3 protein-coding genes and 1 tRNA gene are annotated in these 3,070 nt (G+C 51.3%); all 4 read right to left on the reverse strand.

Annotated features, from left to right (window positions below):
* Positions 1-2 precede the first annotated feature (2 nt).
* The 4 genes from ABYW01_RS17805 to modA all read right to left on the reverse strand — a co-directional run bounded on the left by ABYW01_RS17805 (position 3) and on the right by modA (position 2,856).
* Positions 3-78 (reverse strand) — tRNA-Glu (locus tag ABYW01_RS17805).
* Positions 79-256: 178 nt separating this feature from the next.
* Complete coding sequence (gene modC / locus ABYW01_RS17810) at positions 257-1,381, reverse strand: molybdenum ABC transporter ATP-binding protein (RefSeq protein ID WP_372835388.1); 1,125 nt, start codon at positions 1,379-1,381, stop codon at positions 257-259.
* Positions 1,382-1,383: 2 nt separating this feature from the next.
* Positions 1,384-2,058, reverse strand: coding sequence for a molybdate ABC transporter permease subunit (modB, locus tag ABYW01_RS17815; protein WP_372835391.1), 675 nt, complete (start codon positions 2,056-2,058; stop codon positions 1,384-1,386).
* A gap of 30 nt (positions 2,059-2,088) precedes the next feature.
* Positions 2,089-2,856: a molybdate ABC transporter substrate-binding protein gene (modA, locus tag ABYW01_RS17820; RefSeq protein WP_372835393.1), complete on the reverse strand. Its 768-nt coding sequence runs from the start codon at positions 2,854-2,856 to the stop codon at positions 2,089-2,091.
* Positions 2,857-3,070 lie beyond the last annotated feature (214 nt).

The raw sequence follows: 3,070 nt of genomic DNA on the forward strand, positions 1-3,070 counted from the left end.
AATGGCGTCCCATAGGGGGTTCGAACCCCTGTTACCGCCGTGAAAGGGCGGTGTCCTAGGCCACTAGACGAATGGGACGCATAAAACTCTTTCGAGTCAGATGCTTCGGATGATTATTAAAAACTGACTTTAAATCAGTTAGTTATAAATCAACCCGCTGTATAAATCAGCGTATTGCCTGAAGACGCGCGTATAATACCGCAGGCAGATTTGATGTCAACACTCTTTCTTTCAGTTTTTTGACATCCCTTGAAGTCTATTCCAGTACAGCAACAGATTTCACCTGAACCCAAGCACTTTTACCGGGCGCCAATTGCAACTTATCCACCGAACGCGCTGTAAGTCGAGCCAGTATGGATGTACAGCCTAAAACCTCTCCCTCACCTGCATTTAAGGCCAGCTTTACCATCACCGCACCTGGACGGTCGTTTTCACTGACAGACTGCACCACCGCAGGAAGCACATTCAACATACTTTGATCCTCATACTTACTCAGCGCCACACTGACATCACGTGCCAACACCCGCAAACGTACCGGCTGATCAAGTTGAAAACCTTCATTTGGCAACCACAACTCTCCACCCGGGAAACTTGCACGACACAGATGCCACTCATCATCCAACTCAGACACCGTGGCTTTTAAAACAATTCCTGCATCCTCACCCAACTTAACCGGGAGATCCAAACTTGCCAGCGTCTCACTCAACTCACCAGAAGCCACGACTCTGCCAGCCTCCAACACCACCAGATAATCCGCCAGCCTAGCCACCTCTTCCGGTGAATGCGTCACGTATAACACCGGGATCGACAGTACCTCATGCAGCCGCTCAAGATACGGCATGATCTCCTGCTTACTATTATGATCCAGCGCCGACAGCGGCTCATCCATCAACAGCAGACGCGGACTGGTCAGCAAAGCCCGCGCGATGGCAACACGCTGACGCTCACCACCAGACAATCTATCCGGCATCCGAGTCAGCATCTCTCCCAAGCCAAGCCAAGCAACTGCCTGCTCAAACGTTACCTGACGCTCCCCTTCAGGCACTCTTCGATAGCCATATTCGAGGTTCCGCCTCACCGACAGGTGAGGAAAAAGGCTTGCCTCCTGAAAAACATAAGCAAGAGGACGCTTGTGAACAGGCAGAAAGAGATCAGATGACTGCCAGCACTCACCGTTGATTAGCAGATCCCCCTTCGCTTGATGCAGTCCCGCAACACAACGCAACAGGGTCGTCTTCCCCGACCCCGAATGACCAAAAAGCGCAGTAATCCCCTTGGCTGGCAACCGAAGACTCACATCCAGAGAAAAGGCCTCCAGTTCAGTCTTGAAACACGCAAAGATAGCGTTTTCTTTTTGCCCAATACCCTCTGAGGAATTCACTACTAACGCACTCCTTTGTTGAGGCGACCGTTAATCAGATATAACGTGAGCAAAATAACGAAAGAAAATAGCAGCATCCCGCCCGCTAGCAGATGCGCCTGATCATACTCCAGCGTTTCCACGTGATCATAGATCGCCACCGACAACACCTTCGTCTCCCCGGGTATATTGCCACCGATCATCAATACCACACCAAACTCCCCAACCGTATGGGCAAAAGCCAGCACAGCAGCGGTCATAAATCCTGGGCGCGCCAGCGGTACGGCAACCGTCATAAATCGGTCCCAAGGCGATGCTCTCAGGGTTGCTGCAACTTCCAACATCCTCTCACCCATCGCTTCAAAGGCATTCTGCAATGGCTGAACCACAAATGGCAGAGAGTAGAAAACCGACGCAACAACCAGGCCTGCAAAGGTAAACGGCAGAGTACCCAACCCTAACGACTGAGTTATCTGTCCTACAACGCCTTGCGGCCCCAGCAACAACAACAAATAGAAACCCAAAACCGTAGGCGGAAGCACCAAAGGCAAAGCCACCACGGCAGCCACAGGCTGCTTGAGCCAATGCGATGTGCGCGCCAACCACCATGCAATAGGTGTCCCGATAAACATCAACGTCAGCGTTGTAAACCCTGCCAGCTTCAAAGTAAGCCATACGGGCTGCCAGTCAAACTCCACCCAAGACTCCCAATAAAACGCACAACCCACTCATTTAACCACCACCCCATAACCTGCAGCCTTGATAATACCCTTCGCCTGATCTGACTTAAGATACGCGTGAAAAGCAATCGCTGCCGGATTATCTGCACCAGAATGCAGCAACACAGCTTGCTGTTCTATTGGAGGAACCACTGCCTCTGCAGGAATCCATAAACTACCCTGCTCCCCCTGCCAGCCTTTTACCTGAGACAACGCGACAAACCCCAGCTGCGCATTACCTGTCGCGACAAACTGAAACGTCTGCGCGATGGAATCACCCCGAACAACTCGAGCCTTCACGTCTGACCAAACACCCGCCCCCTGCAGAAACTCTAAAGCCGCCTTACCGTAAGGAGCCGTTTTAGGGTTTGCGATCGCCAGGCGGGGATATGCATTCTGTTTCAGGTACTCAATACCATTGTTCTGATCAAACAAACCCGCCTTTGCACTCCACAGAGCCAGACGACCAAACGCATAAGTCAAACCGGAATCAGGCACGGCCACCCCTTCACGCAATGCTTTTTGTGGCCTCAACGTATCGGCTGCCAAAAAAAGCTCAAACGGTGCTCCATTCTGAATCTGCGCATAAAGCTTACCGGTTGAACCATAACTTACCTTTACCCGATGCCCGCTCTGCTGCTCGAACGGAGGTACAAGCTGGCGCATAACGCTCGTAAAATTTGCAGCGACTGCAACCAATACCTGCTCCGCATGCGCGCTTACGACAGACATAGATAACGCCACCGCAATCACCGCCTGACAGATCCATCGCTTCATACTGACCTCTTTGACTGAACCGACAACATGCCAATCACTATACCGTCAATATTTCGTTATATCCATCCAGACATAACGCTAGCCCCACCAAGAAACAAACAGACATGAAATACTGGAACCCACTAGATTACGACACGCTCTGGATGACCATATCTGACAGCTCAGCCATCTCATCACAGAGCGCCAGGTTTGTTTCCATTTGCTGATAGAGCAC

It is taken from the genome of Pontibacterium sp., from assembly GCF_041587635.1.
In the GTDB taxonomy this organism is placed as follows: Bacteria; Pseudomonadota; Gammaproteobacteria; order Pseudomonadales; family Balneatricaceae; genus Pontibacterium.